This window comes from Lentzea sp. NPDC092896 (assembly GCF_044754905.1).
In the GTDB taxonomy this organism is placed as follows: Bacteria; Actinomycetota; Actinomycetes; order Mycobacteriales; family Pseudonocardiaceae; genus Lentzea.
Map to the genome: position 1 here is coordinate 99,915 of NZ_JBIVPX010000010.1, position 25,938 is coordinate 125,852.

Genomic DNA, 25,938 nt, shown 5'->3' on the forward strand with positions numbered 1-25,938 from the left:
TCTGGGGACTGACACCTACTGGTCGTGTTTCGCGGGCGTCACGCTGCTATGACGTCGCAAGCGCACCTGGAAGGTCGTTGTTCATGGGACTCAGTGTCGATCCCGATGACTTCACGTCGCTGGAGCAGTTGACCCGGTGGCAGCAAGCCCTGGACGCCAGGGGTCTGCGTGCTACCGGCTCGCCCGAGCACGGGTCGTACGTCGCGGAGCTCGCCGCGCGGCTGGCTGAGGCTGGCGTGTCACAGGTCAGGCTCGAACCGGTACCTGTGCGCCGCTGGACCCCTACGAGGTGGCGACTCGAACTGCTGGAGGCCGGCCGCGCGACGGCTGTGCCGGTGGCCGCGTACGTGCCTTATTCGGGCTGGACCGGGCCCGGTGGGGTGACGGGTCGGCTCAGCGATCAGCCCTCCGCCGCGACGATCGGCCTGGCGGATGTTCCGCTGCTCCCGCTCACCGCCGGGGTTTTCGACGCGCTGGATTACGACGCACCAGCGGGCCCGGCCGGCCAGGACCCGGCGACCCCTTACGAGCGGATCTGGCTGAGCCAGGACGTCATGCGCCAGGAGCTCACGCGTCATCGTGAGGCAGGTGCCCATGGACTCGTCCTCGTCGTCGATCTCCCCACCGACGAGATCGCCGACGGCTATCTGCTCTACGACGGCGTCCACCGCGAACTGCCCGCGGTGTTCGTGGGCCGGGAGCAGGGGCCGGTGCTGCGTGAGGCTCTGGCGGCGGGTGCGGAGGTTCGCCTGGTCCTGGAGGCCGATGTCGAGCAGACCGTGTCGCACAACATTGTCGGGATCATCCCTGGACAGACGGATGAACTCGTCGTCCTTCAGTCGCACACCGACGGCACCAACGGCATCGAGGACAACGGCCCCGAAGCGATCATCGCGATGGCCGAACACCTCGCCCGCCGCTCCCGGACCGACCTGCCTCGCGGTGTCCTGGTGCTACTGAGCACCGGCCACTTCACCACCGAGCAGGCTTGGGGCCTGGAGCACTTCCTGGACCAGCACCGCGACGACATGGTTCCGCGCATCGCGGCTGCGTTGTGCGTGGAGCACCTCGGCGCGCTACCCAGCAAGACCGACATCGACCGGGGGATCCCGGTGGGGGACCACGAGTTCGGAGCGTTCTTCGCCAGCCCTCACCGCGCCGTCGTCGACACCGTCCGGAACGCGCTGCAGCGAGCGGCGACCACCGAGGCACGGGTGCTGCGACCGTTCGTCCCGGACACCTCGGGGCGGTCGCCCAACGGACTGACGTGGCCCGGCGACGGTTGCGCTTTCTGGCACGCTGCGGGGCTGCCGAGTGCGAACTTCATTACCGGCCCGGATTACCTGCTCGACACCGGTTCCGTCATGGGCCACATCGACGTCGAGGCACTGCGGCGCCAGGCCATCGCGTTCACCGAGGCCGTTCTCGACCTCGCCGGGCTGCCGTGGGCCGACCTGCACACGCGCATGGACGGGGCGTCCTCATGACGACCACGGCCGAGACCCGGTCGCGCACCGGGATGATCCGTGTCGGGGCGGGCCTGCTGGTCGGAACCGTGACGTGGTCGCTGCCGTTCAGCGCGGCCATGTCCGCCCTGCTGCCACAGCGGATCGCGCAAGCCGCGCCGGATGACAAGGTGGCGCTGCTGGCCGTGCTGACCGGGATCGTGGCTGTGGTGGGGCTGATCTCCAACATGGTGTTCGGTGCGCTGTCGGATCTGACCCGATCACGTTGGGGTGCAAGGACACCGTGGATCGTCGGCGGTGCTGTCGGTGCCGGGGCCTTCATGGTCGTGCTCGCCGACGCCAGCTCCTTCGGCGAGATCGTGCTCTGGTGGAGTCTGGCGATCTTCTGCCTCAACGCCACGGTGTCCAGCGTGGCCGCCATCCTCCCGGACCGCGTCCCGGTCACCCGCAGGGCGACCCTGTCGGCGACGCAGGGCGTCGGCATCCTCCTCGGTACCGCGATCGGAACCGTTGTGGGCGCTGTCTTCCTGCAACGGCCGGAAACCGGACTCCGGTTCGCGGCGGTCGCGGTGGTCGTGCTCGCGGTGACCACGGTCCTGCTCGCCCCCGACCATCCCAGCGAGCCCTCGGGCCCGCGGTCACCGGCGGATCACAAGAGCTCGTTCACCTTGCCGCGCCAGGCTCCGGACTTCTACTGGGCGCTGTGGGGACGGCTGTTCCTGGTGGTCGGCTACTTCATGATCAACGGCTTCCAGCTCTACATCCTCACCGACCACGTCGGCCTCTCGACCGAGCGTGCCGCCGAGGCGCTCGGGGTGAACTCGATCGTCTTCCTGGTGGCGGCGTTGATCGCCGCTTCGATCGCCGGTCCGCTGTCCGACCGGAGCGGACGGCGCAAGGTCTTCGTCATCGGCGTCTCGGGCGTCATCGTCGTGGCGGTCCTGATCCCAATGCTGTGGGCGACCGCGGCGGGCATGACGGGGTTCGCGGTGGTCGGCGGGCTCGCCTTCGGTGCCTACTACAGCGTTGATGCCGCGCTCATCAGTGAGGTGCTGCCCAGCCGCCACTCCCGGGCCCGAGATCTCGGAATTCTCAACGCCGCCAACACCACCGGGCAGGTCCTGGCGCCTGCCGCCAGTTCCGCGCTAGTCGGCTTGGGCATTGGCTACACACCGGTGTTCCTCGGAGCCATGACGGTGTGCGTTCTCGGCGCGTTCTTCATCAAACCGATCCGTTCGGTCCGATGACCGTGGCCGGACACGTGATCCACACAATGGATTCCGGGGTTCGCTGCCACGTCTGGACTCCAGACCGGTCGCCGAGGGCGCTTCTGTTGCTGCAACACGGTTTCGGGGAGTACGCGGAGCGCTACGTCGCGCACCACCGTGGCATCGTGCCGCGACTGACAGCGTTGGGCTTCGAGGTGTGGGCCCCTGACCTGCGCGGCCACGGCGGCTCACCGGGCGTGCGTGGCCTGACCGACGTGGAACTCGCGGTGCGCGACCACGTGACCCTGCGCCGTGCGCTCGCCGAGCGTTCCACACCGATCCTGCTCTTCGGGCATTCGCTGGGAGGACTCGTCACCGCGGGCAGCCTGGCGGAAGAACCTGGCGGGGTCGCCGGAGTGGTCCTCACCGGACCGGCACTGCCCGCCGCCCGCTCGATGCCGGTCCGGGCGATCATCGGGCTGCTGGCGGCGGTCGTTCCCTCCGCGCCCGCGCCGGGCCGCAGGTCGCCGTTGTCCGAACTGGCCCGCGATCCGCATGTCGGCTCGACGTTCGCGAACGACCCGCACTGCTACCAAGGAGGAATCCCTCTGCTCCTCGCCGCCACCGCACTGCGGGTAGCGGCCACCGTCCGGAAAGGACTGCCGGGGTGGACGGCGCCCACGCTCGTCGTCCATGGCACAGCGGACACCTACACGGATCACCACGGCAGCATCGAGCTCGTGCGGAACATCGCCGTTTCCGACAAGACCCTGCACCTGGTCGACGGTGGGCGCCACGAATCCCTGCATGACGTCCCGAACGACGACACCGTCGACCTGGTACTCGACTGGCTCGCCGCGCACGCGGCACTCGACGACCGTCCCTGACGACGACCGCAACCACCGCAGGCACTGAGGCCTGCACATCCCTGTAGGAGTGACCATGGACGTTTACTCCGGCCGACGCCGTTGGCGTGCAAGCCTTCTCGCAGCAGTCGTGGGGTTGTCGGCGGGGTTGCTGACACCCGCACCGCCTGCCGCGGCGTCCGAGACCACTGCGTCACCACCTGCCCAGCCGCTGACCGGACCGGGCGGATCGTCCTACCGCCACGCGGGGTACACCACGGTCTCCGGCGGCACGGGCATCGATGCCTGGTACGTGTTCCTGCCGGCCGCGCCTTCGCCCACCACCGCTCCGGTGTCGGTCATCGTTCACGGTTACGGGGACTACTCCGGCTACAACCAGATGCACGCCCTGGTCGAGCACACCGTCAAGCAGGGCTCGATCGTCATCTACCCGAGATGGCAGACCTGCCTGATCTGCCCACTGCCCGACAAGGAACAACCCCTGCGCGCCGCTGCCAACGGAATCAAAGGCGCCCTGGCCTGGCTCGCCGGCAGCGCCGGCGGCGTCCGCCCACGTCTCGACCGGACCGCCTACTTCGGACACTCCTTCGGCGGCATGATCACAGTGAACCTGGCCAACCGCTGGGCCTCCCTGGGCCTGCCCCAGCCCGCGACTGTGATGCTCGACGAGCCCGAGGGTGGCCCCGTCGGGAACCTTTACGACGCCGACCTGTCCGGCATACCCGCCACCACGAAGTTCAGCTGCCTGGTCTCCGACTGGTACGCCGTCAACGAACCAGGCGACGGGTGCTACCACTTCTGGGGGCGGATCGCGCACATTCCCTCCTCCGGCAAGGACTTCGTCCTCGTCCACACCGACCGTCACGGCACCCCGGAACTCGTCGCCGAGCACGGCATGAGCGCGGGAACCGCCACCGATGCGATCGACTACTTCGCGGTCTGGAAGCTCTGGGACGGCCTGCGCTCCTGTGTGCTTGACGGCCGCGACTGCGCCCAGGCGCTCAACGGCTCACCGGAGCACCGCGACATGGGGAAGTGGAGTGACGGTGTCCCGGTCACCCCGTTGAGCGTCGCGGACGTTCCGATCAGCTCATGATCGGGCGGACGTGGGCGCGGTGCCGTTCGAGGTCCAGCACGGCCAGGGCAGCGAGCGCGGCGGGCCGCTGACCGGGGTCCGCGGCGTCGAACCCGCACGTCGTCGCGATCCGGTCGAGCCGGTAGTCGACGGTGTTCGGGTGGACGTGCAGGGCCTCGGCGGTGCGGCGCCGGTCGTAGCCCGACGCGAGGAACGCCCTCAGCGTCGCCTCCCAGTCGGGGTGGGCGTCCAGGGTGCGCATCCGCGTCGCGAGCAGGTCCCTGGCCGGGCCGGGGCGGGTGAGCTGGTAGGGGACGAGCACGTCGTCGAGGAACCAGACGCCAGGGGAGCGGCCCGTGGCGAGGACCAGTTCGAGGATCTCCTCGGTCAGGGTCGCGGTCGCAGGGATGCCGTCAGGTGGCGCGGTGGCCGCGCCCGCGTGCACGGCGCTTCCGAGTGCGTCGGCGAGGCGGGTCACGAGTCGGCGGATGTCGTCCGCCTCCGTCGCAGTCGGTGTGGCGGGCAGCGGGATGAGCGCCGTGCCCTCCGGATCTCTGATCAGCGCCAGGACGTCGCCGTCGGAGAACTCGGCGAGGAGCCGCTGGACGGCGGTGATCCGCCGCAGGGACGGCACCCTGGACGAGGGACCGGGTGACTCCTCGTGGTGGCCGAGGTGCAGGGCCAGCACCAGGTAGCGCGGGGCGACCGCGTGCAGGGCCGAGGTGGTCTCGGCGCCGGTGAGCAGCGCCGAGTAGAGGGCGAAGCGGGCGTCGCGCTCGCCGATGCTGATCCGGGCCGCCTCGTGCTGGAAGCCTCGGACCACGAGGCTGGTGACCGAGCGGAGGTATTCGAACAACCGAGTGGTCAGTGCGGCGAGGTCGTCCAGTTCCCCAGGCCGGACGTCGGCGACCACCGCGCGCCAGATCCCGGCGATCCCACTGATGTAGTCCTGCAACAGGTTCTCGATCGGCGAGCCCTCGCCGGCGCGGGTGGCGGCCGAGGCGACGAGGTCGGCGGCCATCTCCTCGTCCACGATCCGGCCGGGGTCTGCCAGCAGCTCGCTGAACAGGCCGATGTTGACGTCGATCAGCCAGCGCAGCTGCGCGGTGACCTGAGGGGTCTCGGCGGGCCGCATCTCCGCTAGCGCGGCGTCGACGAGGCGTCGTCGGTGGGTGAGCAGCCAGTCGACCGCGTTCGTGCCTGCAACCTGCGGGACTGGAGAAGTCACAAACGGAGGATCGCACACTCTGGAGCGTCGTGCGTGGCCCCCGTCCGGTTCGTTGACGGAGTGTGGTGGCAGGGGCGCCGGCGGATCTTTCGAGCACGGTACGACGCCTGGGAAGGAGGGACGGGTGCGTGGTGTCAGGCAGGGGGCGTTGGATCGCCTCTATGCCACCGATGTGGGATTGCGTCGGCTGCGCGGCGCTGTGGCAGCTACGGTCACGACCGCCGCCACGGTGGCCGTCCTGCTGGTGATGGCGTCCGAAGTGGACATCAAGGCTTTGCTCGCCGTGCCCGGTTTGCTGGTGACCGCGGTGGCGACGATGGGCTCGGGCATGGACCCGAATGCCCGTCACCACGTCGTCACGATTGCGCTCATGCCGGTCCCAGCGGGGATCGGACTGGTGCTGGGCACTCTGGTCCACGGCCGACCGTTGCTGACTGCGGCGGCGTTCATGGGCTTGGGGGTGGTCACGTTGGCGGCGTCGCTGGCGGGTGTCCGGGGAACCTTGCTCGCCCTCGCCGCGATCGCCGCGTTCTACGGCGCGGGCTTGGTCGCCGTTCCAGCTGCCAGACTGCCCATCCACCTGTCTTCGATCGTCGTGGGCGCGGCGGTGTCCGTTTTGGGGCTGGGGGTGGTCTTCCGGGAGCGGCCGGAGGCACTGCCCGCCCGCCTGATGCGCAGCGTCGGGGTCTTGGCCGTGCGAGCTGGTTCTGTGGCGGGGAACGGCAAGGCCGTACGTGGTGCGCTGGACAGTTTCGCCTTTGCTGTGGCTTCGACGAGGGCGCACATCGAGGCGCACCCCCGGTGCTGGCCCGGCCGGCTGCGGTTCGGTGCGGGTGCGGAACTCGGCTCGTTCGAGGTGCGGCTCGCGGATGCGGTGGCGGAGGTCCGCGCGGGCGGGGACCCCGCCGTGATCGACCGCCTTCTCGTCGACCCGGTGCTCGCCGACCCGTTGCCCGACGGGGCCGCGTCGCGAAAACCGTTCTGGCGCAGGAGATCCGTCGGTGGGGACGTGGACTCGGCGCCGATGTCGGCTGCGCCGCTGGACAATACCGCGGCACCCTCCACTGCGCGCGGTGGTCGTGGCCAGGTCGCCATGGCGGTGCAGCTGCTCGTCGCCGCTGCTCTCGCCGTGACGGTGTCCATGCTGATCGACCCACAGCGGTGGTTCTGGGGCGTGCTGGCCGCCCTGGTGCCGCTCTTCGGCACGTCGTCGGCCGCAGACGCGGTCGGCAAGGGGATCGGACGCGTGCTGGGCACCGCTGCAGCGCTGCCCGTGGGCAGCGCACTCGTCGCGCTGACCGAGAACAACCTCGCCGCAGTGGTCGCGTACGTGGTCGTGGCCGTGTTCTTGCAGCAGTACCTGGCCGACGTCGCCTACGGCTGGAGCGTCTTCTTCCTCACCGTTTTCCTCTACCTGGCTTTCGCGCTGTCGGGTCCCTCTGCCGACGACGTCCTGGCAGTACGACTGGCGCAGACCGCAGCAGGCGCGGCCATCGGTATCGCGGTCGCTCTGTTCGTGCTCCCGACTCGGAGCGGCGCCCTGCTGCGGGGACGTGCGGTCGACCTCGCCGACGCCGTCGACACCGCGATGGACCGGATCACCAGCGGGCGCCCGGCGGATGAGGTCGACGCCGCTGTACGAGAGTCACACCAGCGGCTCCTGCGGTGGAGAGCGGATGCGGCGGCCTCTCGCCAGGGCTGGCCGTTCTCGCATGCCCACCAGGCGGTCGACGTCCAGCTCGACGAAGCGGCCGCTGTCGTGCATGACCTCCGTGCGCTCGCGGTCCGTTACCGGGACGGACACGACGGAGACGCCGACGCGGATCCGTGATCCGAACGCGAGTGTTACCGAATGAGATGCCGTTGGAGGGTCAGCCACCTCGAGTGCCGCGCAACGCGACGAGTGGTGACTCGAACTGGTCTTCGACCAGTGCCAGCGTGCCGGGGACGGTGGGGTTGGGACGGCTGATGAAGGAGCGGTTGGTGGAGGGGCGGCCGGTGTGGGAGAACTCCAGCGGTCCAGTGATGCCCTGGGTGTCGGCATGCCGGGTGCTGGCGAGCGCGGCCGCGATGCCGTCGCGGGTGAGGTCGCCTCGGCGGCAGGCTTCGGTGAGGACGGCCTGGAACGCCAGGGCGACCGCGTAGGCGTGGTTGATGGCGCCGTTGGGTTTCTCGGTGGGGAAGTCACGAGCCACTGCTTCGGCGACGTGACGGGCACCGGGGATGTCGGACCCGTACGGGGCCGAGGGCGAGACGATCAGTGCTCGTGCGGCGAGAGCCGCGCCCAGGGGAAGGTCGAGCAGGGTCGGGTCATAACCGATGGCGCCGATCAGCAGTGGGACTTCCCACCCGATTCGCATGGTCGCGGTCATGATCGCGGCGGTGCGTTGAGGGTCGGTGTTCAGGACCAGGGCTCGGGTGCCGGCGGCTCGGAGCGCCCGCAGCGGTTCGTCGAGGCCGGATGCGGAGTCGACCTGGTGGGGGTGGACGGTCATGCCCCAGTGCGCGGCCGCGAAGGCGCTGGCTTTCAAGACCTCCTCGGCGGCCATCTCGGCGGTGTGGAGGTGTCCGATGTCGCTGCCGGAACCTATGATGCCGTGTCGCACCAGGTGGTCGAGTCCGTTGAGGACGTCGGTGTCGTAGGTCGCGCCCACCAGCATCACGTGCGGGTTGTCCAGCAGCGACCGCGCCCACGACGCCGGGGCCACCAGCATCCTGGTCTGCCGCAGGTCGGGCTCGACCGCGGTCATGATCTGGGTTCCGGTCACGTCGAGAAAGCCGAGCACCCGTGGTTCCAGCTCGACGTAGCCCTTGAGGGCCTTGCCGACGTCCAGGGCGTGGTCGCGCACGTCCAGCTCCAGTCGGCGTCCGCAGACGCCACCGCGCTGGTTCACCTCATCGACGAGCACGCGGTAGCCGGTGACGCGCGACGCGGCCAAAGCCCGGAATGGGCCGGTCAGGTCGGTCAGGACGCCCAGCTGGATGGTGGTGGGTGTGACGCCGGTTCCCATCTTGACTGCGGCGGGTTGGTCGGCGCCGGTGCCGCATGCGGCGAGCATGGCAGTGGCGACGAGCGCGCAGGCTGTCCGGAAGGTCTTCATGGATGGCTCCGCGAAGGGGTGGAGGATGCGCGCCGCGTCGACCGGATCACAAGGGGGCACAAGGCTTTCTCCCAGAGGTGTGCGTAAGCCGCGTGCACACGCGGCGGAGCGGCTTTCGGCAGGGTCGCGACCAAGTCCGGCGGACGGGCGAGAGTTTCGCTTCACCAGCCGAAACATCGAAGTAACACTACGTACTCTGATCGCCTGGCGTCAACGTCCCGTGCCGCACGGAGCCCGGCGGTCATCGCGTGCGGGATCCTGGTGCAGGATGGACGGACGCAACAGGAGCGGGGGACATGGCGGCGACGGGGGCGGCAGCGCAGCAGCGGATCACGCCAGGCGTGTTCTTCACGCCGCCGACCGCCTTGCCGCGTGGACGGCACGAACTGAGCCGTGAGGACGTGGTGACCTCTCAACGCGAGCGAATGTTGATCGCCGCGACGGAGATCCTGGCGGCCGAAGGGTTTCGTGGCGTCGGCGTCCGTGAGATCTGCGCCCACGCGGCGGTGTCGCGCACGGTGTTCTACGGCTGCTTCGCCGACAAGGACGCCTGCGTTTATGCCGCCTACGACCGGTTCATCGCGGTTCTGATCGGACGGATGTCCGAACTGGATCTGTCCGGAAGGGACTGGAGTTCCCAGGTTTCGGCAGTGCTTGAGACTTACCTGGCCACGTTGCAACAGGACCTCGTGGCCGCGCGCGCGTTTCAGGTCGAGATGGACGGCGTTGGACGGGAGGCGCGCGCACGGCGGCGGGATGCGCTGCACGGGATGGCTACGTTCATGCGCGCCAAGCGCGTGGAAGTCTCGCTCGGCGCCGAGGACATCCCGTTCAGCGCCTATGTTGGCGCCATCTACGCGGTACGTCAGATCTGTTCGGACACCATCGATTCACAGTCGTCGCCCGACCTGCTTCTGTTGCTGCCCGACCTGACGACCTGGGTCGGCCGTATGCTCGGCACCTGACACCTTTCGCGCAGACCTGACGTCAGGAGAACTGCTGGACTCCGATGACGTCCAGCAGGCGCAGTTGCTCGACGGCCGCAGTCCCCGGCGTGGCCACGAAGAACTGCAGCCGTTGGTGGCCGTCCTCGCTGAACAGGTTCTGGCACTGGATGTCGACGACTCCGAGTTCGGAGTGGACGATCCGTTTGTGCTCGCCCCGGCGGACGGCGACGTCGCCGGTGTCCCACAACGCCGCGAACTCCTCGCTGGCCTGCCGGAGCCGCGTGACCATCGCGGCCGCAGCGCCGGCGGGGGCGTGCCGGGCCACGGCCGCGCGGAGATCGGACACCAGCACCTTCGAGTGGTGCGGGTGGTCGTCTTCGGGGTAGACCGCGCGGACGGCGGGGTCGGTGAACCACTGTGACAGGAAGCTCTCCCTGGTCGCCGGGCCGAGCAGGGCGGTGGCGAGCCGGTTCTGCACCAGGGTCTCGTGCAGGTCGGTGATGATGCGCGCCGGAGTGCCGTCGAGGCGGTCGAGCAACGCGAGTATCGCCGGCGCCACGTGCGCCGAGACGCCGTGCGCGGGCGGCACGGGCCTGCCCGCGAGCACGAACAGGTGCTCGCGTTCGTCCGAGTCCAGGCGCAGTGCCCTGGCCAGGGCGGCGAGCATCTGCACCGACGGCTGGGCGCCGCGGCCGCGTTCGAGTTCGATGTAGTAGTCCACGGACGCGCCGGCGATCTGGGCGACCTCGTCACGGCGCAGGCCGGGGACGCGGCGCCGCGGGCCCGTCGGCAGGCCCACGTCGCCGGGCGTGATGCGCGCACGCCGCGACTGCAGGAACAGGCCGAGTTCAGCGAGGTTCACGTCCGTGAGTATCGCTGGACGCCGCTGTCGCAGCCAGGGGATGCCGTCCCCTGGGTCAACGGCAACTGGTTGGTGGCTGGACTGCGGGAAATGCTTCTCCTGCCAACGAAAAGGAGCACGTCATGCCGTTCGCCAACCTGAAGGTACCCGCGGGCACGCTGTCCGCCGAGCAGAAGCAGACCCTCGTGGAGAAGGTCACCGACCTTTACGCCGACACCTTCGGTGACGCGGTCCGCGACAACACGATGGTTCTCGTCGACGAGGTCGCCGACGGTGGCTGGGGGATCCGCGGCGAGGTCCTCACCCTCGCCAAGATCCAGCAGAGGTGACCGCGACGGCGCCTCGGTTCGAGCAGTCCTCACTCCCGAACCGTTCCCTGCGCGAATAGTGCTGGTACGGCCAAGGCGGCCTGCTCGCCTTGGCCGTATGAGTTGGGAAGGCGAGGCTGCTCCTCCTTGACCGGCATCAAGAGTCGCCGATCGGTACCTCTCCGGTCTCACGCCATCGGCGACGCATGGACTGCCTCGCGACGTAGACCCTCTGTGGGGGCCAGAACTCCGCACACGCGCTCTCGTGCGGAACGATGACGTGCGGGCGGAGTGATGGCGTCAAGACGTGACAGTTCGAACATAGTTCGCGCGAGGTCGACACGCATCCTCGGCGCCACCGCACTCCACCCATGTCTGGGTGACCCAGGCCATCCGCAACGTGCTCATGGACCTCGAAGACACCGGGCACCTCGCGCGGATCAGATTCCTTATCCGCGACCGCCGCCAAATACCCCGCGTTGATTGACGAGATCCTCGGCTCAGCGGAAATCACTACGGTGCTGACCGGCGTCCGAATGCCCGCATGAACTCCATCATCGAGTGCTGGGTGAAGACCGTCCGCGGTGAAATGCTTGGACCGCACACTGATCTGGAATCGGACCCACCTACGGCACGCGCTGCGCGAGTACGAGCGGCACTACAACGAGCATCGGACCCACCGCTCACTCGCCGCCGCAGCATCCTTGAGGGCCCGGCAGCAGCCTCTCGAACCGGATCAGATCGAACGCCTCACCGTAGATCGACGTCACGGCAGCGGTGCTCGAGTTTGCAGAGCTGGAAGGAAGAGATCGCCAAGTTCTGAGATCCGATCGAGCACTTCGTCTGCGGTGAACACCAACTGCTCGGGCCGACGGCAACCATGGATCTCATCCCACGTGACCGGCGTGGCCACGGTCTGGCCCTCTCTGCCTCGTAGCGAGTACGGCGAGATCGTGGTCTTGGCCGGGGCGGCTTGAAGCGACCGGCAAATGTCAGTCCCGACTGCCCTCATCGGCGACCGCCCTGCCGCATCGGCTCGGTGCTGTCCACGACTTCTAGTTTCGTCGTCGCCGACCTCGTCGCATTGGCCGAGCCGATTCCCGCACAAGACACCGTCGGTCAACTCATCTACTGATCCACCGGGCAAGGATCGTGACGCGACACCTGATCGAGCATGAGCGACCGCTCGATGGAGTGAGATCGGCTGGTTCGCCCCGCGACAACCGCTAGGTTGCAGGCCGTGTTCAACTCATCACGTATTGCAACCGTATTGTTCGCGGCCACTGGCGCGGCGCTCATCAGTGCGACGCCCGCACTGGCAGACGACAACAACACCCAGCAGTTCACCGAGGGTGGGATCCAGGCCGCCAACAACTACGACCACGCCACGTGCATCTGCCCGGTTCCGCTTACCGGCGGACAGCAGATCGCGGTGCTTCCGGCTCTCTCCAGCCGGCCTGGCATTCACCGGGACACCGTGTCCGTTGACGGCGGCGCGGTCGACCGCCTCATCCAGCACTAACGTCGCGCACAACCGATGCCGGCACCTCTTCACGAAGGCTCACGGCTCAGCGGAGGTGCCGGCGTTCGTCCGCAGACGAAGCGCAAGGGCTCTTCCCCGTGAGGAGACCGCGTTCGGGTTCATGAACGCGTCGTGTCTTGCTTGAAGCACCTCTCGTGTACGAGCTGGGCAAGTCACGGGCGTAGATCATTTGTGTGACCCACTGGCCGATCCTGTCGTCCACACTGGACAACGACATCATGGAAATCGCGCTGGATGACCACCGGCGCTGGTGTATGGCGACGCCCGAGGCCTAGGTGCTTCACGTCACGGAGGAGTAGCGGGCACGGGGACCTCAGCGACGGCGACGCCCAGTTCCGCCGGCGGATGCCCAAGAACCCTCAATGAGCCGCGGTGAACCTCGGCCGCGTCCTGGATTGCGAGCTTTGGCTGGACGGATCGGTAGATCGATGTGCTCGCCGCCTGCGGCGAGGAGCGGTTCTGGCTGCGAGTGTGTCCTCGATGTCAGGGGCCGGACTTCGGAGTGCTCGACTGGGAATGGTCGGGGCCGGCCCGGCAGGCACCGACGCAGCGACCTTGATCTGCTACAGCCCACTCGTGCTGGAGATGGTGTTCCGTCTTCGTCGCCGTGCTGATGTCAGAGTCAGGGCGGCTCGCCCTGCTCTATGTTGCCGCCAGGCTTTCCGCCGCATTGACAAGGGCTACCGCCCGGACCTCGCCACGGCGCTCGCGGTCCACGCCGAAGCGCTCATGTAGACCGCGTGGTGGCCCGAACACCCGATCGGGTCATACCGGCATGGCCACGCCATTTCTGCAGGTGAGAGCTAGTAGCTGCGAGATTCCTGCTTAGTCGCTGCGCGATTGTTGAGCTGGTCTGACCTGCGCTGGAGCAGTTGGCTGATTGTGCCTGGCGCAACAGATCCCAGCTACAGCAAGGAATTCCCCATGCCGCAGAGATGCTCCACGGCTCGTGGCCGCGAGTTCGGTGACGGCGTGCGGGTGGCTATCAAGGCCTCCGGAATGCCCGCACGACGGGTCGCTGAGCTCGTCGGCTGGCAGGAGGCGAAACTGTCGGACTTCCTGAACGGCAAGATCGGATGCACCGAGAAAGAGCTGGCTCTACTGCTGGGGGTCTGCCGCACGCCTGTTGATGAACGTGACCACCTGATGGCGCTTCGGCCCGCAACCCACGTCAAGGGTTGGTGGCAGAAGCACAGCGTGAGTGCGCCTGAACGGCACCGCACGCTCGTCGAGAACCTCAAGGCGGCGAAGAGCCTGACCGTGTGGCACCCGCTCGGGCTCCCGGTGTACCTGCAGTCGGTGGACTACATGCGTGCGGCCATCGCTGCTTCTCCGAACGTGCCTGACGAGGACACGGACCTCCGCCTCAAGACGGGACAGGAACTGCAGGATCTGCTCGTCGGCCGCGGTTTGCAATGCACCTTCTACATCCACGAACACGCGCTGCATCTGCCGGTCGGCGGCCATGACGTCCACGTCAGCCAGGTGCACCACCTGCTGCTGATGGGTGTTCGCACGAACATCACGATCAAGATAGTGCCGACGGCGGTCGGCGCTCACGCGGGCATGAACGAGGCCTTCACCCGGCTGACCTTCCGGGCGCACGAGCCACTGATCTTTCTGGAACACGAGCGGTCCCTGCTCATCGAGGAAGACCAAGAGGCGGTTGAGGCCTACCAGCAGGTCGTTCGCGCACTCGACCACGTCAGCCTGGACGCGGAACAGTCGAAAACGGTGCTGTGCCGCCTTGGAGAGAGCCTCTCCATCGCTGACTCCAGGGAACGCGAGGGATTTCCGCCGGTGGTAGTCCTTGAGGCGCCCCGCTAGGAAGAAGCCGCGAGCTTCGGACGGGGGTCTGCCCATCGCGACGGGCAGACCCCCGTCCCGTGGCGCATCAGCTACGCGGCGAGCGGGTGGTGCTCACCGGTGAGTGCAGCCAGGGCGGTGGCGACTTCTTCGAGGGTCGCCCGGACGTAGGTCGTGGTGCTTCCGGCGTCGGTGTTGGTGTCGTTGTGCCCGGCGAATGCGCGGGCGACGGCGTAACCGAAGTGCCTTTCGACCCATGTCAGCGTGGTGTAGCGGATCCAGTGCGTGCTGACACCCTGTTTGCCTGCCCAAACGAGGTTTTGACCGACTCGCTTCCAGAGGTTGTCGTAGCGGTGGTAGGTGATCGGGCTGCCGTCGGCGTTGCGTAGCAATCGGCCGTTCATGGGTGCGCCACGGTGTTCGACGTGCTGGAGCAGATGCCACATGAGCGTGGGTGAGACCGGTTGCCACCGTGACGTCTCGCCCTTCTCCCGGAGGTAGACCAGGCAGTTCTCCTCGTCAAGATCCTTGGGCCGCAGCGCGAGCGCACCACCACGGCGGGCAGCGGTCTCGGTGTGGAACCGGATGATCAGCGAGTCGAGTTGGGGGTCGTTGCCGGTGGTGGCGACGACCTCGTTGAGCTGGTCCATTTGCTTGCCGGACAGCGCCCTTCGGTTGCTGGGCTGTCGTCGGGGCTTGGGCACCTTGGCGGCGGGGTTGGAGCGTTCGTCGATGAGTTCGTCGTTGACGGCGTGTTTGTAGAGGCAGCGCAGGGCGGCGATGAGATGTTCGGCGGCGGAGTTGCCGTTGCGGGTGTTGCGGCGGACGGTGAGGTTGGCCTTGATGTGCTGGACGAGCCGCTGGATGTCGGTCGGGGTCCGGTCACTCAGCGAGATGTCGGCCCACTGGTCAAGTACGCGATTCCAGTACGGCGTGTAGGCGCGGCGGGTGCCGTCGCTGACGGCCGCCGCGACTACCGGGATGTACTCGGCGAAGGTCGGTGCCGGCGGCTTCACCGAGTTGAGCAGGTCCTCCGCGGTCACGCCCATCCGGTCGAGGACGAGGCGGGCGGCGTCGAGCTCGGCCTGGGTCGGCGCGCCGGTCACTGGTCTTCACCGCCTGGCAGGACGGGCAGCACCAGCTGGTCCAATGCGACGGGTGGGAACACTGTGATCGTCTTGTGGTCGAGGTGGGCGACGAGGAGAACCCGGTCGCCGGTGCTCAGGCGTCCTGCGCGGCGGGCGTCGGCCGGTAGCCGGACGTGTCCCTGCCTGGTGAGTTTGAAGACGCCATGCGGGTCAGCGGCCACGGCCAGCAGGCCGTGATGTTCGCGGATGCTCAGCCGGGTTGCGGTAGTCCAGTTCAGTGCGGCGGCCATCTGGCGGTCAGCGACCCGGCCGCGTTCGTCGACTGTGGCGACGCTGTACAGGACGTTGCTCAGCCGTGGTGGCGGTGATACCGGAATGGCGATAAGGGGGAGGGGCTGACCGGCAATACGAGCAGATGCGCACCGTGCGTTTCCCGGAGCAGTCTCAGGAACGATCGGGCGGATGTAGGAAATGGTCATCGAACGCCACCTGGAAGTGGCGCCGAAACGAAAAACAGGTGCTCAAGCGTACTTGAGCACCTGCCACGCAGACGTGGCACACGTGCCACATTTTCGTGTCCGAGGACGATCTTGCTCGCTAAGCACACGCCTAGTCTAAGCTGATCACGCACCGAGACCTGTTCCAAGCTCTTCCGAGAGCGTTCGTGGTCGGGACAGCTGAAACTAGGCATCTACGCCGGCAGATGGCTTGTTTGGTGAGAGCGGGCCCGGTGGTGGATCCGTCCCACTCTCGCCGTTTCTCCCCTCGGCCGGCGTGGGACGAGACGGCTCACCCTCAAGGTGTCACGGTTGGGGATGAGGTGGGACGGGAAGCGGAGGCGCGCGCGTCCGGAGTGCACTGACTTGACAGGGTCGAACACCACCAACGGTCTGCGCAGACTCCGCGGTCATGCCAACGGCGGGCAGGTGCAGTGGGAGGGCGGTCGAGGTCCGCAGATCGTTCAGGATGTCAGTGTGAACACGACAGATTCAGGAAGAGCGAAAGTCTAGCCCGTCGTACCGATCTTCCGTGGAAATGCGGCACCCCGCGCGTCAGCGGCCTCGACACGTCCACCAGTAAGCCCGAGCGCCGAGCTCAACTCGGTCGGCCGATGGGAATATTCCGGCCGAGTAGTACCGTGTTATGAGCGCGTTGCCATGCTTCGATTGCTGGCCCGAGTCGCACCTGGATGTATTCAATCAAGTCACGCAAACCGCAGCATGTGATGTTCTTTTGTCCCGAGCGGCGAGCAACATAACGGTCGTGCGGACAGCCGCCGTTGCAGATTGCAAAGGAAGGGCAATCGTTCAAGTTGTGAAGGTTTGTCGATTCATCCTTCCTTAAGCGTTCGACTGGCGCGCTGTGGGCGATAGAGTCAAAATCGTCCGTGAGGATGTTCCCGACTCTATAATTCAGGTCGCCCAAGTACTTGTCGCAGTGGTATACGTCGCCGTTTGCCTCAATATGGAAGTACTGACCTATGCAATCCCCTGCTAGCGTGCAAACCTTTGCTGTTCCTCCGAGTATTTGCCCAAGCAGGCTGTCGATTTCTCGAATGCTAATCAACGGGTCGTCAGCCGCTAGCCAGAGGTCAAAAATGTCTTTCATGAAATTAACGTACTTATCGGCTGTAGTATATTCCGTGGTCGGCCGCTCGCCGGAACTTGATGTGTTGTCCGGTCGTGCTGCGAGGAAGGAAAATCGTTTGACGCCTAGGTCGTGAAGAAAAAAGTTCCAGACTCGCTCGGCGCCGATGTCGAGGGCTTTTTCGCCTACGACCATTAGTATGCCGAATGGCACCTCGTGATCGTTGAGTAGCTCAATTCCGGATCGGACTTTTCTGGAGCTGGCTCTGCCTGACTCGTATATCCTACTTGTGTCGTGTATTTCGGGTGGTCCATCGATGCTCACGCCGATGCTGAAGCCTGTGTCTCTGAAGAACCTGCACCAGTCGGCATTCAGCAGGGTTCCGTTCGTTTGTAAAGAGTTAGTGATACGATGGCGGTCAGCTCTAAATTCCTGCTGCAATCCGATCGCTTTCGCGTAGAACGATGGACCTAGTAGGAGCGGTTCGCCGCCATGCCAGATGAATTCGACGCGATCTGTTCCAGTCGCTCGAAGTGCTCGCCACGTCATCTCTGCGAGGGTGGAAAACGGCATGGAATCGCTGTGGGAGCGCCAATCATGGCAGTAAGTGCAGCGAAGGTTGCATTGACGTGAGGCCTTTACAATCAGGCCGAGCGTGCGATGGTTCGCGCTCATCGTGATCTGTCAGACATCGCGAAGCTTCAAGCGTTCCACGACGTTGATTTCGTCATCTGTGAGAACTCGGCTCAACTGGAACCTGTTCGCTAGATCAATAGGACGACCAATTATGCGATCGTTCTCGTTCTGCCCCCAGTTTCTGTCCCACACGCCGAGATTGAGCCAGGTCTTCTCCCAGCCTGTCTCGGCGATTTTTGAAGTCGGATCAAAAATAACTCCAGACTGGTTAAGGAGGTCGGCCGGTACTGTGCTACCTGGGAGCACTCGTCGTGCGACCATTGGCGACTTTATTGGCAGCCCAAGGCGCTCGGCGAGTGCGTTTTCCGCCGCTTGCTTTACAATGCTTTTCCCTATTTCTTGCAGCTGGTCAGAGTCCTTGGCCAAGTCGCCGAGCTTGATGATCTCACTTTTCTCGGACATGGTATGTTTCCCCTCGTTGCATCGTCTGCTGAGCAACTCATAATTAAATCCCTCAGGCGGCACTGTCTGCTAGGGGAAGAAGTCTCTAATCTACCTCGCCATCTTGGCGGATTTAAATAGTTGCGCTATGAAAGTCATGCGTATTTTTGATGTATCGCATCAGTAGTTCGTATCGCATCCTGCGCTTCTCCCAGGCTCACATCTGCTTGATCCGCTGGGTCGTGCCTGGTTGACGTTCGTCTTCGGCCGTTCGCAACCCATCGATGTTGACGATGTCACCCCAGTCGTATATGTGCCGGGTGGACGCGGAAGGGAAACTTTGGCGTTTCAGCCGGCAGTCGTGGCTGGTGTTGATCTGGTTGCCCTGGTAGGCGCGATCAATGAGACAGGGGAGCGGCAGGCCGCGGCCCCAGAGTAGAACTGGAGTGGTCTGCCAGCGTCGAACCTGGCGTCCGTGGTCAAGCTCCAGGCAGCGGTGGCCTCTAGGAAGATGGAAAGCGATCTTTGGCACGAAATGCATAAGGGGCCGTCTAGGGGACGGCCCCTTATGCGCTTGATCAACTTCGATGTCCGAGGGGGGACTTGAACCCCCACCCCCTTTCGGGGACTAGCACCTCAAGCTAGCGCGTCTGCCATTCCGCCACCCGGACGTATTTAGTTCTGCCTCGGCTCGCGCCGTGGTGTGTCCATAGGTTACATGATCGTCGGTGTGCGCCAAAATCGGGGCGTGGTGGGCTTGTTTGTGCTGGTAGGGGCTTGATCGGTGGTGGTGTCGGTGGGCCGGGCTAGGGTCGGGGGGTGCGTGAGTTGGATGGGTGGTTGCTTGACTCTGACCCTGCGTTGCGGTGGCAGGTTCAGCGGGATCTGGTTGGGGCGCCCGAGGAGGTTTGGCGTGCTACGCGGGCGCTTGTTGGGGGTGAGGGGTTTGGGGCTCGGCTGCTGGCGGCGCAGGGGGTCGATGGGATGTGGGCTGGTGGGGCCTTCTTTCCCGCTGGGTTTGACGGGAAGGAGGAGAAGGGGCAGCCGTGGACGGCCACCACCTGGTCGTTGACCTCGTTGCGGGAGTGGGGGCTTGACGCCTCGGTGCTTGAGGGGACGGCTGGGCTTCTTGAGGCCGGGTGTCGGTGGGAGTACCAGGACCTGCCCTATTGGGGTGGGGAGGTCGACTGCTGCATCAACTCGTGGACCTTGGCCAACGGGGTGTGGCTTGGGGTCGATGTTCGGGGTATTGCCGACTGGTTCGTGGAGCATCAGCTTGAGGACGGTGGGTGGAACTGCGAGTGGGTTGAGGGGTCGACGCGGTCGTCGTTTCACTCGACGCTCAACTCGTTGAAGGGGTTGCTGGCGTACGAGGTGGCTACTGGGGGCACTGCGGAGACCAAGGCGGCTCGGGCTCGGGGTGAGGAGTACCTGCTTGCCCGGCGGTTGTGCCGGCGGTTGTCCACTCAGGAGGTTGTGGGGGAGTGGGTTGGCGAGTTCCGGTCGCCGTTTCGGTGGGGGTACAGCGTGTTGAACGCGATGGACTACTTCCGGGAGGCGGGGCGGAAGGATCCTCGGATGGCTGAGGCCGTGGAGATGATCAGGCTTGCCCGGCAGGAGGATGGGACCTGGTTGCAGGCTGGTCGGCATCCTGGGCGGGTGTGGTTTGAGGTTGATGTGCCTGCGGGGGAGCCGTCGAAGTGGCTCACGTTCTACGCGCTTCGGGTGTTGGAGTGGTGGGATCGTTAGATCCAGCCCTTTGCCCTGGCGAAGCGGGCGGCCTCGTGGCGGTTCGCTGCTGCGGTTTTGCCCACGGCTGAGGAGAGGTAGTTGCGGACTGTGCCTGGGGAGAGGGAGGCTCGGCGGGCTATTTCCTCGATTGGTGCGCCTTCCAGGGCCAGCTCTAGGACGTCTGCTTCTCGTGGTGTTAGTGGGCTGTCGCCTGCGCTGATTGCTTCGGCTGCCAGGGCCGGGTCCACGTAGCGGCCTCCTGTGTGGACGGTTCTGACCACTGTGGCCAGAACGTCCGAGGAGACGGTTTTCGGGAGGAAGCCCCTTACGCCTGCGGCTAGTGCTCGTTTTAGGTGGCCTGGGCGGCCGTGGCTGGTGACGATCATCGTGGAGCACGACGGGAGTTCCAGAGCGAGGGCTTGCGCTACCGCTACGCCGTCCAGGTCCGGCATTTGCAGGTCGATCACGGCCACGTCGGGGTTGACCACTCGGGCGGTGGCTATCGCTTCGGCGCCGGTGGCTGCTTGGGCTACTACTTCGAGGTCGTCTTCCAGGGACAGCAGGGCTGCCATGGCACCTCGGATCAGGTGTTCGTCGTCGGCCAGGAGGATGCGGATCACGGGAGCTCCACGGTGAGGACGAAGCGGTTGGGGGCTTCCGGGGTCGCTGTCACGGTGCCGCCCAGGGCCGCTATGCGTTCGTGGAGGCCGGTGAGACCGCTGCCGAAGCGGAACGCGGTCAGGGAGACGCCGTCGTTCGCCATGGTGAGGATCTTGCCGCGCAACGTGATCGTGCACGTGTTGGCCTCGCTGTGGCGCAGGACGTTGGTGACGCCCTCGCGGACTGCCCAGCCCAGGGCGCCTGCCGGTTCGCCGGTGACGTCGACCTCGCCGATCACGCGGCAGTCGATGCCCGCGGAGGCGAGCAGGGAGCGTGCGCCTGACAGTTCCACGGAGAGGTCGGCGGTTCGGTAGCCGCTCACGACCTCTCGTAGTTCGTCCAGCGAGTCGTGGGCTATGCGGCGGACTTCCAGCATTTCGTCGATGGCGGCCGCGGAACGGTCTCGGCGCGCCAGCTGGGCTGCCAGGTCGGCTTTCAGGGCCACGACGGAGAGGTTGCGGCCCACGACGTCGTGCAGGTCGCGGGCGAAGCGGAGGCGTTCCTCGGCCACGGCCAGGTTCGCGCGGACCTCGCGGGAGCGGTCCAGTTCCCAGACGACGGCGAGCATCCAGAGGGTCGAGCGGAACGCGACCACCAGGAACTGCAGCATGAGCGTGATGAACAGGGCGTGGCCGGGCGGCGCGGTGAGGTACATCCAGGCGCCGCCCGCCAGGGCCGCCAGCGCGACGTAACGCGGGCGGAGCACGGCGGACAGCGTGGTGATCGCCAGGACGAGGAAGATCACCGAGATGCCGTCGCCCGGGCTGTCGGGCTTGCCGGGCAACGGATCCGGGAAGGTGAGCTGGCCCGTGGCCAGCACCGCGCAGGTGATGATCAGGTAGGTCGTGAGCAGGTGGCGGGGGAACGGGCCCCGGCCGAGGTGGTGCTCGATTCCGACGTGGACCAGCCGGCAGCTCACGACCACGTAGATCAGCAACGCCGCGACGAGCGTGACGAGGGCGGCGGTGCTGACCTCCCGGGCGAAGTTGATGATCAGCAACGGCGGCAGGAACACGTAGCTCAGGTAGAACGTGTAGCGCACGAACAGGTCGAACCGCGCCGCGCTGCCACGGGACCGCCACCAGCCGAGCAAGTTCACCTCCGGGGATCCCACCTGAACCACCGCTGCACAGCGTAGGTGCCCACGACGATCCACACCGCCAGGACGATCAACGGCTTGAGCACGGGACCGTCCGCCCAGCCTGCGCGGAGCAGCTCGAGCACCGGCGTCAGCGGGAGGTACTTGAGCACCGCGGCCAGTCCCTCGGGCAGCGCCGAGAGCGGGAACATCAGGCCGGAGCCGAACAGGCACGCCATCAGGATCGGCAACGACGTCACCTGCGCCATCTCGACGGTTCGGGTGAACGCCGAGGACACCGCGGCGAGCACCGTGAAGACCGCGACGCCACCGAGTACGCCGAGCAGCAGGAACCACGGCCGCGACGGCAGTTCGACACCGGTGATCACTCCGACGACGACGCAGTACAGCACCATCTGACCCACTGCCACCACGACGGACGGCAGCGACGCGCCCAGCAGGATCTCCGGATCGGTGAGCTCGCCGACGCGCAGGCGCTTGAGCACGAGCTCCTCGCGCCGGGCGACGAACGTGGTGACGAGGTTGTAGTACACCGCCATCAGCAACGCGAACCCGATCAGCCCGACGACCAGCGGCACGCCCTCCGCGTCCACCGAGATCAGCACCGGCACCAGCAACAACGGCAGCAGCAGCGAGTTGAACAGCGCGGTCCGGTTGCGCCAGAACAACTTCAGCTCGGCCTGCCCGATGGCCACGGCCCTCATGCCGCCTCCTCCGCGATCGCCAGGAACGCCTCTTCGAGCGACGCCGACCGGGCGTCCAAACCGGACAGTTCCACGTTGTTCAGATGAGCCCACGCAAGGAGCTCGTGCAGCGTCGACTGCAGTTCGTTCGTCCGCACGGTCACGCGGCCCGACGACTCCACCTCGGCCACGACGGGCAGCGGGACACCGGCCGGCGGCACGAACGAGATGCGCGACGGGTACGCGTCCACCACCTCGGACACCGTTCCCTGCGCCACGATCCGGCCGCGGTGCATGATCGCCAGCCGATCGGCCAACGCCTGCGCCTCCTCCAGATAGTGCGTGGTCAGCAGCACGGTCACGCCCTCGCGCAACAGAGAACGGATCAGCTCCCACGTGTTGCGCCGGCTCTCCGGGTCGAGTCCGGTGGTCGGCTCGTCGAGGAACAACACCTCCGGCTTCCCCAGCAACGCGAGCGCCAGGTCCAGCCGCCGCCGCTCCCCGCCGGACAGCTGCTTCACCCGCACCGACGCTCGATGCGCCAGGTCGACGAGCGACAACGCCTCGTCCACCGGCCGTGGCGACGTCAGGGTCCCCGCCCACATCTTCGCGGCCTCGCTCACCGTCAGGTCCGGCGGGAAACCGCCTTCCTGCAACATCACGCCCATCCGCGGCCGAACGGCGGCGCGCTCGCTGAACGGGTCGTGGCCGAGCACACGTACGGACCCCTCCGCCGGACGTGAGAGCCCTTCCACGACCTCCACCGTCGAGGTCTTTCCCGCGCCGTTCGTGCCGAGCAGCGCGAACATCTCGCCCCGCTCCACGTCAAAGGACACGCCCCGCACAGCTTCGAACCCTCCGCTGTACCGGCGAGTCAGCCCCCGCACCTCGATCGCTGTCATGACCCAACGATCTCGGGAGAACAGGGTCATCGGCAGTGCGGTCCCACATCAGTTCCCCATGACAGATGTCATGCGCGGAGCACGAGCGCGTCCAGCACCACCGACGCCGGTTCGGACAGGTTCAGCCACGCGACGACGATGCGCTGCCGCTCCTTCGAACGCACTCGGATGACCTGAACGCCCTGCGGGACCAACGTGGCCAACGGCTCGGGCAACGTCGTGATGCCCGCACCGGACGCCACGAGCTGAAGCTTCGCCAGCCAGTCCCGCGCGACGTGGGCGATGGTCACCCGTTCGTCCAGCCCCGGCCAGACGCCGAAACCGGGCGGGCCGGCGATCCACGCCCAGCCGCGCAGGTCGGCCACGTCGATGAAGTCCTTGTGCGCCAGCGGATGCGTCGACGGCACGGCCAGCAGCAGCTCGCGTTCGTCCAGCACCTTCGTCCGCAACGCCGGCGTCTCGTCGTCCAGCGGCGGGAACGGAGGCTCGCACGCGAGCACCGCGATGTCGACCGTGCGGGCTCGCAGGGCGCGAACCAACGACGCGGTGGTGCCGTCGCGCGTGGTCACGGTCAACGCCGGATGGCTGCGCCGCAACGACGCCAGCGCCGACGGGACCAGCGTGCCGCCCGCGCTGGTGAACCACCCGAGCCGAACGGTGCCCGCGGTCGCCGGCAGCCCGGACAGCTCACGGCTCGCCGCGTCGAGTTGCGCGAGCACCAGCCCCGCGTGCCGCAGGAGCACGTGCCCGGTGTCGGTCAGCAGCACGCCATCGCGCTGCCGGTCGAGCAACGGCGCGCGCACGACCCGTTCCAGCGCGGCGATCTGCCGGGACACCGCCGACTGCGTGTAGCCCAGCGCGGCGGCCGCGGCGCTCAGCGAGCCCCGCTCGGCCACCTCCTGGAACACCCGCAACGCCACCAGCGGAACCGCAGTCAGGTCCATGGACCAGGTGTATACGGGCTACGGGTGGTATCGCCCCTGAATCTCGGTGATCTCCCCGTCGCCGTTGAACGTCAGCCGCGGCGCGTAGGGCGGGTCCGCCTTGGCCAGGAAGTCCGCGCGGCTGCACGGCGCCGCACCCATCCCCGTCCATGTCAGCGTGAGCGCCTGCGTCTCACCACACCCGAACGCAAGGCGGATCTCCACGTCGTCGGCGAGCTTCGAGACATGCGTTTCACCAGGCAGTTCGTGGACCAAGGAGTTGTTCTCCTCGGCGGGCCGGATCTCCCCGTCGACCCACTGCACCGTGCCGTCGGGGTTGATCGCGGTGATGACCGCGACGTCCGTCGTGCTGGGAAGTGCCCACCAGATCGTGCCCGCCACCACCGGCACCGCGGCCGCCGCCGCCCAGATCCACCGCTTCACATCGTGTTCGACGCCTGAGCGGGGCCGGGGTTGCCAGCGAAGTTGCGGTGATCAGATTAAGGTCGTAATCTAACGGTCGTGCCAAAACACGCGGATCCCGTCGAACGGCGCCGGCAGGTGGTCGCCGCCCTTTACCGGGTGGTCGACGCCGAGGGGCTGGACGCGGCGAGCCTGCCCAGGATCGCCAGGGAGCTGAACGCCACCACGGGCCTGCTGCAGAAGTACTTCCGCAGCAAGGACGAGCTGCTGCTGTTCGCGCAGGACCAGCTCGTGGAGGAGCTCACCGCACGCGTGCAGGCGGTCCTGGAGCAGGAGGGGAGTCTCCAGGACCGCCTGCACGGCGCCTTGTGTGCCATCGGGCTCGTGGAGGACGCGGCACGCGCACGGGTGTGGCTGGCGTTCGCGGCTCGTGCGGCGGCGAATCCCGTGTTGCTGCAACGGCACGTGGAGGGCGCGCAGCAGATCAGGGATCTGTGCCGGCAAGTGCTGGAGGGCGCGGGCCTGGACGGCGGGGAGGCCGTCGGGCTCGCGGCACTGGTCGACGGGGTGACTGCGCAACGTGCGCTGGAGCCCGAGGTGATGACGGAGGACGTGGCGCGGCGGGTGATCGCGCGCCACCTCGAACGACTGTGGGGGAGCACGTGACACTGGGATTGGTGGCGGCGCTGGCAGGCCTGGCGCTGCTCGACTCGACGAGCATCGGGACGTTGTTCATCCCGATCTGGCTGATGCTCACGCCGGGGCGGCTGAAACTGAGCAGGTTCGCCGTCTACCTCGGCACGATCACCGTCTTCTACTTCGCCGTCGGCATCGTGATCGTGCTCGGTGCCACGCAACTCGCCGGCCACCTCGACAACCAGGTGGCCTACTGGATCCAGCTGGTGATCGGCGTGGCCCTGTTCGCGATCAGCTTCCGCTTCGACAGCAAGAAGAAGACCAACACGGGGAAGTGGCAGAACCGCGTCAACGCCAACGGGTCCGCGATGGCGCTCGCCGGTGTCGCGGTGCTGGCGGGCGTGGTCGAACTCGCGACGATGCTGCCGTACCTGGGCGCGATCGGGATGATGAGCGCCGCCGAGCTGCGGCCGGCCCAGATCGGGCTGCTGCTCGCCGGATACTGCCTGGTCATGATCGTGCCCGCGCTGCTGCTGCTCGGCGGGAGGCTCGCGCTGCGGGCGAGGATCGAGCCGTTCCTCACGAGGATCAGCACGTGGTTCGCGGAGAAGGGGGCGAGCGCGACGGGCTGGATCCTCGGCATCGCCGGGTTCCTGGTCGCACGCGATGCCGTCGCCCGGCTGTTCTTCCTGTGAACCATTTGGTCCAGTTGGCTGAAC

At 66.8% G+C, this 25,938-nt stretch carries 27 protein-coding genes and 1 tRNA gene; 12 read left to right on the forward strand and 16 right to left on the reverse strand.

Annotation, left to right across the window (positions count from 1 at the left end):
• Positions 1-83 precede the first annotated feature (83 nt).
• From ACIQF0_RS37360 to ACIQF0_RS37375, 4 genes are read left to right on the forward strand one after another with little or no spacing between them, the layout of a single operon-like run.
• Positions 84-1,487, forward strand: coding sequence for a hypothetical protein (locus ACIQF0_RS37360; RefSeq protein WP_401037810.1), 1,404 nt, complete (start codon positions 84-86; stop codon positions 1,485-1,487).
• On the forward strand, positions 1,484-2,713 hold the full coding sequence (locus ACIQF0_RS37365) for an MFS transporter (RefSeq protein WP_401037812.1): 1,230 nt from the start codon (positions 1,484-1,486) through the stop codon (positions 2,711-2,713). The genes ACIQF0_RS37360 and ACIQF0_RS37365 overlap by 4 nt, the downstream gene beginning before the upstream one ends.
• 26 nt (positions 2,714-2,739) lie before the next feature.
• Complete coding sequence (locus ACIQF0_RS37370; protein ID WP_401038559.1) at positions 2,740-3,561, forward strand: alpha/beta fold hydrolase; 822 nt, start codon at positions 2,740-2,742, stop codon at positions 3,559-3,561.
• Positions 3,562-3,616: 55 nt separating this feature from the next.
• Complete coding sequence (locus tag ACIQF0_RS37375) at positions 3,617-4,636, forward strand: hypothetical protein (RefSeq protein ID WP_401037815.1); 1,020 nt, start codon at positions 3,617-3,619, stop codon at positions 4,634-4,636.
• Here the strand turns inward: ACIQF0_RS37375 and ACIQF0_RS37380 are convergent.
• Positions 4,626-5,843, reverse strand: coding sequence for a PucR family transcriptional regulator (locus ACIQF0_RS37380; RefSeq protein ID WP_401037818.1), 1,218 nt, complete (start codon positions 5,841-5,843; stop codon positions 4,626-4,628). The two genes, ACIQF0_RS37375 and ACIQF0_RS37380, sit on opposite strands and share 11 nt — an antisense overlap.
• Before the next feature lie 199 nt (positions 5,844-6,042).
• Between ACIQF0_RS37380 and ACIQF0_RS37385 the strand changes: the two genes are divergently transcribed.
• Positions 6,043-7,674: an FUSC family protein gene (locus ACIQF0_RS37385; protein ID WP_401037820.1), complete on the forward strand. Its 1,632-nt coding sequence runs from the start codon at positions 6,043-6,045 to the stop codon at positions 7,672-7,674.
• 40 nt (positions 7,675-7,714) lie between these two features.
• On the opposite strand, the gene ACIQF0_RS37390 is transcribed toward ACIQF0_RS37385, so the two are convergent.
• Positions 7,715-8,944 (reverse strand): ABC transporter substrate-binding protein, encoded by a 1,230-nt coding sequence (locus ACIQF0_RS37390; protein WP_401037823.1) that lies wholly within the window; start codon positions 8,942-8,944, stop codon positions 7,715-7,717.
• A 296-nt stretch (positions 8,945-9,240) separates the two neighbouring features.
• Here ACIQF0_RS37390 and ACIQF0_RS37395 point away from each other — a divergent pair, with 296 nt between their 5' ends.
• Positions 9,241-9,909, forward strand: a complete 669-nt coding sequence (locus tag ACIQF0_RS37395; RefSeq protein ID WP_401037825.1) for a TetR/AcrR family transcriptional regulator — start codon at positions 9,241-9,243, stop codon at positions 9,907-9,909.
• Between the two features lie 22 nt (positions 9,910-9,931).
• Here ACIQF0_RS37395 and ACIQF0_RS37400 read toward each other — a convergent pair whose 3' ends face one another.
• Positions 9,932-10,753, reverse strand: coding sequence for a helix-turn-helix domain-containing protein (locus ACIQF0_RS37400; RefSeq protein ID WP_401037827.1), 822 nt, complete (start codon positions 10,751-10,753; stop codon positions 9,932-9,934).
• A gap of 122 nt (positions 10,754-10,875) precedes the next feature.
• On the opposite strand from ACIQF0_RS37400, the gene ACIQF0_RS37405 reads away from it, so the two are divergent.
• The gene (locus tag ACIQF0_RS37405; protein WP_401037829.1) at positions 10,876-11,082 is read left to right on the forward strand and encodes a 4-oxalocrotonate tautomerase family protein; all 207 of its coding nucleotides are present in this window, start codon (positions 10,876-10,878) and stop codon (positions 11,080-11,082) included.
• 745 nt (positions 11,083-11,827) lie between these two features.
• Here the strand turns inward: ACIQF0_RS37405 and ACIQF0_RS37410 are convergent.
• Positions 11,828-12,073, reverse strand: a complete 246-nt coding sequence (locus ACIQF0_RS37410) for a hypothetical protein (protein ID WP_401037831.1) — start codon at positions 12,071-12,073, stop codon at positions 11,828-11,830.
• Between the two features lie 258 nt (positions 12,074-12,331).
• Between ACIQF0_RS37410 and ACIQF0_RS37415 the strand changes: the two genes are divergently transcribed.
• Positions 12,332-12,583: a hypothetical protein gene (locus ACIQF0_RS37415; protein WP_401037834.1), complete on the forward strand. Its 252-nt coding sequence runs from the start codon at positions 12,332-12,334 to the stop codon at positions 12,581-12,583.
• A gap of 993 nt (positions 12,584-13,576) precedes the next feature.
• Positions 13,577-14,431, forward strand: a complete 855-nt coding sequence (locus tag ACIQF0_RS37420; RefSeq protein ID WP_401037837.1) for a helix-turn-helix domain-containing protein — start codon at positions 13,577-13,579, stop codon at positions 14,429-14,431.
• 71 nt (positions 14,432-14,502) lie between these two features.
• Here the strand turns inward: ACIQF0_RS37420 and ACIQF0_RS37425 are convergent, their stop codons facing one another.
• The 6 genes from ACIQF0_RS37425 to ACIQF0_RS37450 all read right to left on the reverse strand — a co-directional run bounded on the left by ACIQF0_RS37425 (position 14,503) and on the right by ACIQF0_RS37450 (position 18,833).
• On the reverse strand, positions 14,503-15,516 hold the full coding sequence (locus ACIQF0_RS37425; RefSeq protein WP_401037840.1) for a tyrosine-type recombinase/integrase: 1,014 nt from the start codon (positions 15,514-15,516) through the stop codon (positions 14,503-14,505).
• Positions 15,513-15,977 carry an AbrB/MazE/SpoVT family DNA-binding domain-containing protein gene (locus tag ACIQF0_RS37430; protein ID WP_401037843.1) on the reverse strand — a complete coding sequence of 155 codons (465 nt, stop codon included), beginning with the start codon at positions 15,975-15,977 and terminating at the stop codon, positions 15,513-15,515. Before ACIQF0_RS37430 ends, ACIQF0_RS37425 begins: the two co-directional genes overlap by 4 nt.
• 616 nt (positions 15,978-16,593) lie before the next feature.
• A complete protein-coding gene (locus tag ACIQF0_RS37435) occupies positions 16,594-17,760 on the reverse strand; it encodes a radical SAM protein (protein ID WP_401037845.1) in 1,167 nt (388 codons plus the stop codon).
• A gap of 9 nt (positions 17,761-17,769) precedes the next feature.
• A complete protein-coding gene (locus tag ACIQF0_RS37440) occupies positions 17,770-18,183 on the reverse strand; it encodes a hypothetical protein (protein WP_401037848.1) in 414 nt (137 codons plus the stop codon).
• Between the two features lie 196 nt (positions 18,184-18,379).
• Positions 18,380-18,694 (reverse strand): hypothetical protein, encoded by a 315-nt coding sequence (locus tag ACIQF0_RS37445; RefSeq protein WP_401037851.1) that lies wholly within the window; start codon positions 18,692-18,694, stop codon positions 18,380-18,382.
• A gap of 56 nt (positions 18,695-18,750) precedes the next feature.
• Positions 18,751-18,833 (reverse strand) — tRNA-Leu (locus ACIQF0_RS37450).
• Positions 18,834-18,990: 157 nt separating this feature from the next.
• Here ACIQF0_RS37450 and ACIQF0_RS37455 point away from each other — a divergent pair.
• A complete protein-coding gene (locus tag ACIQF0_RS37455) occupies positions 18,991-19,911 on the forward strand; it encodes a squalene cyclase (protein WP_401038562.1) in 921 nt (306 codons plus the stop codon).
• Here ACIQF0_RS37455 and ACIQF0_RS37460 read toward each other — a convergent pair.
• From ACIQF0_RS37460 to ACIQF0_RS37485, 6 genes are all read right to left on the reverse strand, one after another.
• Positions 19,908-20,513, reverse strand: coding sequence for a response regulator (locus tag ACIQF0_RS37460; RefSeq protein WP_401037854.1), 606 nt, complete (start codon positions 20,511-20,513; stop codon positions 19,908-19,910). The genes ACIQF0_RS37455 and ACIQF0_RS37460 overlap by 4 nt on opposite strands.
• Positions 20,510-21,652: a sensor histidine kinase gene (locus ACIQF0_RS37465; RefSeq protein ID WP_401037857.1), complete on the reverse strand. Its 1,143-nt coding sequence runs from the start codon at positions 21,650-21,652 to the stop codon at positions 20,510-20,512. Before ACIQF0_RS37465 ends, ACIQF0_RS37460 begins: the two co-directional genes overlap by 4 nt.
• Entirely contained in the window at positions 21,649-22,356 is a 708-nt protein-coding gene (locus ACIQF0_RS37470; protein WP_401037860.1) for an ABC transporter permease, read from the reverse strand. The genes ACIQF0_RS37465 and ACIQF0_RS37470 overlap by 4 nt, the downstream gene beginning before the upstream one ends.
• The gene (locus tag ACIQF0_RS37475; RefSeq protein ID WP_401037864.1) at positions 22,353-23,237 is read right to left on the reverse strand and encodes an ABC transporter ATP-binding protein; all 885 of its coding nucleotides are present in this window, start codon (positions 23,235-23,237) and stop codon (positions 22,353-22,355) included. The genes ACIQF0_RS37470 and ACIQF0_RS37475 overlap by 4 nt, the downstream gene beginning before the upstream one ends.
• 68 nt (positions 23,238-23,305) lie before the next feature.
• Positions 23,306-24,181 (reverse strand): LysR family transcriptional regulator, encoded by an 876-nt coding sequence (locus tag ACIQF0_RS37480; RefSeq protein WP_401037866.1) that lies wholly within the window; start codon positions 24,179-24,181, stop codon positions 23,306-23,308.
• A gap of 18 nt (positions 24,182-24,199) precedes the next feature.
• The gene (locus tag ACIQF0_RS37485) at positions 24,200-24,604 is read right to left on the reverse strand and encodes a hypothetical protein (RefSeq protein WP_401037868.1); all 405 of its coding nucleotides are present in this window, start codon (positions 24,602-24,604) and stop codon (positions 24,200-24,202) included.
• Positions 24,605-24,682: 78 nt separating this feature from the next.
• On the opposite strand from ACIQF0_RS37485, the gene ACIQF0_RS37490 reads away from it, so the two are divergent.
• A complete protein-coding gene (locus ACIQF0_RS37490) occupies positions 24,683-25,249 on the forward strand; it encodes a TetR/AcrR family transcriptional regulator (protein WP_401037871.1) in 567 nt (188 codons plus the stop codon).
• Positions 25,246-25,914 (forward strand): GAP family protein, encoded by a 669-nt coding sequence (locus ACIQF0_RS37495; protein ID WP_401037873.1) that lies wholly within the window; start codon positions 25,246-25,248, stop codon positions 25,912-25,914. The genes ACIQF0_RS37490 and ACIQF0_RS37495 overlap by 4 nt, the downstream gene beginning before the upstream one ends.
• Positions 25,915-25,938: the final 24 nt, after the last annotated feature.

Bases quoted from the DNA above. Each gene is read 5' to 3' on its own strand.
- ACIQF0_RS37360 (WP_401037810.1), top strand. From the start codon at position 84: ATGGGACTCAGTGTCGATCCCGATGACTTCACGTCGCTGGAGCAGTTG.
- ACIQF0_RS37365 (WP_401037812.1), top strand. From the start codon at position 1,484: ATGACGACCACGGCCGAGACCCGGTCGCGCACCGGGATGATCCGTGTC.
- ACIQF0_RS37370 (WP_401038559.1), top strand. From the start codon at position 2,740: ATGGATTCCGGGGTTCGCTGCCACGTCTGGACTCCAGACCGGTCGCCG.
- ACIQF0_RS37375 (WP_401037815.1), top strand. From the start codon at position 3,617: ATGGACGTTTACTCCGGCCGACGCCGTTGGCGTGCAAGCCTTCTCGCA.
- ACIQF0_RS37390 (WP_401037823.1), bottom strand. From the start codon at position 8,944: ATGAAGACCTTCCGGACAGCCTGCGCGCTCGTCGCCACTGCCATGCTC.
- ACIQF0_RS37395 (WP_401037825.1), top strand. From the start codon at position 9,241: ATGGCGGCGACGGGGGCGGCAGCGCAGCAGCGGATCACGCCAGGCGTG.
- ACIQF0_RS37405 (WP_401037829.1), top strand. From the start codon at position 10,876: ATGCCGTTCGCCAACCTGAAGGTACCCGCGGGCACGCTGTCCGCCGAG.
- ACIQF0_RS37410 (WP_401037831.1), bottom strand. From the start codon at position 12,073: ATGAGGGCAGTCGGGACTGACATTTGCCGGTCGCTTCAAGCCGCCCCG.
- ACIQF0_RS37430 (WP_401037843.1), bottom strand. From the start codon at position 15,977: ATGACCATTTCCTACATCCGCCCGATCGTTCCTGAGACTGCTCCGGGA.
- ACIQF0_RS37435 (WP_401037845.1), bottom strand. From the start codon at position 17,760: ATGAGCGCGAACCATCGCACGCTCGGCCTGATTGTAAAGGCCTCACGT.
- ACIQF0_RS37440 (WP_401037848.1), bottom strand. From the start codon at position 18,183: ATGTCCGAGAAAAGTGAGATCATCAAGCTCGGCGACTTGGCCAAGGAC.
- ACIQF0_RS37470 (WP_401037860.1), bottom strand. From the start codon at position 22,356: ATGAGGGCCGTGGCCATCGGGCAGGCCGAGCTGAAGTTGTTCTGGCGC.
- ACIQF0_RS37475 (WP_401037864.1), bottom strand. From the start codon at position 23,237: ATGACAGCGATCGAGGTGCGGGGGCTGACTCGCCGGTACAGCGGAGGG.
- ACIQF0_RS37480 (WP_401037866.1), bottom strand. From the start codon at position 24,181: ATGGACCTGACTGCGGTTCCGCTGGTGGCGTTGCGGGTGTTCCAGGAG.